Source organism: Moorena sp. SIO4A1, from assembly GCF_010672065.1.
GTDB lineage: Bacteria > Cyanobacteriota > Cyanobacteriia > Cyanobacteriales > Coleofasciculaceae > Moorena.
The window spans coordinates 1-2263 of record NZ_JAAHHX010000323.1 but is presented as its reverse complement, the minus strand read 5'-3'; the positions used below and the strand labels follow the sequence as shown (position 1 = coordinate 2263).

Annotated in this window: 1 protein-coding gene and 1 pseudogene; both read right to left on the bottom strand. The window is 40.4% G+C overall.

From position 1 onward, the window contains the following. Nucleotides 1-40: 40 nt before the first annotated feature. Nucleotides 41-751 carry a response regulator transcription factor gene (locus F6K53_RS37775; protein ID WP_293084817.1) on the bottom strand — a complete coding sequence of 237 codons (711 nt, stop codon included), beginning with the start codon at nucleotides 749-751 and terminating at the stop codon, nucleotides 41-43. Nucleotides 752-1011: 260 nt separating this feature from the next. Then, nucleotides 1012-2195: pseudogene (locus F6K53_RS37770) on the bottom strand (ShlB/FhaC/HecB family hemolysin secretion/activation protein). Nucleotides 2196-2263 lie beyond the last annotated feature (68 nt).

The following is a 2263-nucleotide window of genomic DNA, read 5'->3' as shown; positions in this document are numbered from 1 at the left end:
ATGCCAACACAATGATTTAACTAGTTTAATTCTTCACAAACTAATCAATTAGTCCTTCTTCTCTGGCTCGATTCAGGGTTGTAATCCGAATATTCTTACCTTCTTGCTTGCAGTCTTGGGGATAAATACCGAGAACATCTTGGATTTTCGTCCAATATGTACGCACCGCCCGTTCACATTTATACATGCGCTCAGAGATTTGTTTATCTGTCAATTCTTCTTCAGAAGCTAGTTTCAGGACGTCTAACCATTCTGGTTTCAGTTCTAATCCAGTTTTAATATCTCTTGTATGGGTTGCTCCTTTTAGTGCTAAGTCAACCCTGAGTAACATTTCCGATTCCGAAAGTTCCTTTTCTGCAATTACAAAGCCACCTTCATAGTTATCAATCTCATGTTTTATTCGTACCAGTGTCTTGACATGACTGCTTTGCACCAGGAAATTCTGTTGGGGATAGTTTTGTAGTAACTTCTTAAGTAAGTAAATACCAGTATCAATTTCGGCACTCATTCCTGGCTTTTCTGGTATACACAAATCCATCACCAAAAGGTCAAAGTTAGAATTAGCGATTTCCTCTTGAGCTTGTTGTGCGGTTTTTGCTTTAACTATTTCTGCGTCTGGATACTGTTGGCTTAGTTCCTTGATTGTTCCTTTTAAAATCAGTTGGTGGTCATCTACTACTAAAATTTTCAAGTTACTGGTATTGGGTAAATCTTGATTGATTATTAACCCATCAGATCTGGCATTGACCATATCACCTTCTCCTGTAATTTGTCTTAGCTAAATACACAAAAATTAAAAATTGTTGGCTGACACTAGGGCTAGACTTAATATAAGTTAATTCATCACTTCTTTACCTCCTGATACTGTCTTTACCTATAGTATCGGAGGTGGACTTAATAGGATATACAGAAAAGTGTATATTTTCTGACGAGGTGACAAACAGCATTAAAAGCCTTACTGGGTATGGGGTGTGGGGTGTGGGGTGTGGGGTATAAGAAAGCGATGCAGCGCTAAAATGCTTGATATTGCAAAGAAAAGTAAAGACCATTATCTTGTAGGGTATTCCCAGAGTCGTCAACACTCATCAAGGGGATACCATAATCTAAACGTAAATTCCAAGCGTTACTAGGCTGCGAAATTAATCCTAACCCCAAACTCGCTATGGTTTGTGGGTCTGGATTTGTACCGCCATTATTCCAAGCCGTGCCAATATCAAAAAAGGGCGTGATTTGCAATGTATTGGTGTTTGCTGTCAGAGGAATACGGACTTCTGCTGAAGCTGTGATCCCATTATCTGCTACTAATTGATTTTGCCGATATCCTCTTACTGTATCGACTCCCCCACACTAAACCTTTCAATAGATAACAAGGAATCTGATGTCAGTTGGGTATTAAGACGTAGTAAGAATAAATTTCGCGATGATAAACGCTGTACCCATTGGAATTGTCCTAACCAAGACAAAAACCGCCCATCGGGAGCTTCATTATTTACTGTGGCATCAAACGCATCTATGCCCAGATTAAATTGCGATCGCGCTGCGAAAACTCTGGTAGCATTACGGTCCACCCAATCCTGGAAAAAGCGAATCACTGTAACGTTTGATTCACCATTTTCGGGACCTTCGGAGAAAGAAAAGGGAATATCATCAAGGATAAATGTTTGACTGCGACGCAAATCTAGAGCTAAACCAAGGGCAAATTCCGTTGAGGGTTTTCTGTATAACGGTTGACGAATAGTCACAGAAAACGTTTCGGTTTCGCTTCTAATTTTGATATCGCGGAAGTCATCTTCAATAATTCGGCTATCGGTATTGTCATAACGGAAGCTAACGTCACCATTCCGGCGATTGATGGGAATCCTATAGCTAATATCATATAGATTGAGTCCTTCAGTAATGCCGTAAGTACCAGAGAGACTATCACCAAACCCTAACAAATTATCATGACCAATAAACACACTAATTTGTTCGGAACCGACGCTGGGGGATTGGCGGTTATTGGTTGTAATACCTGCGTAAAATGCTGGTGCTTCTTGGACTTGAACTTCGACGATGTTAAAGCCTGGTTTGCTGCCTGCGGTTAACTGAGCGTTTACCCGACTAATTAAGGGGTCGAGTTGTAGTAATTGTAATGCTTCTTCTAAGCGTTTCTGGTTTAATGGAGTAGAAGCAGCTAGTTCTAAACGCGATCGCACATACCCTGGTTGCAACCGATCTAAACCCCTCAGTTCGATTTTATCAAGTTCTCCCTCTACTACTTGAA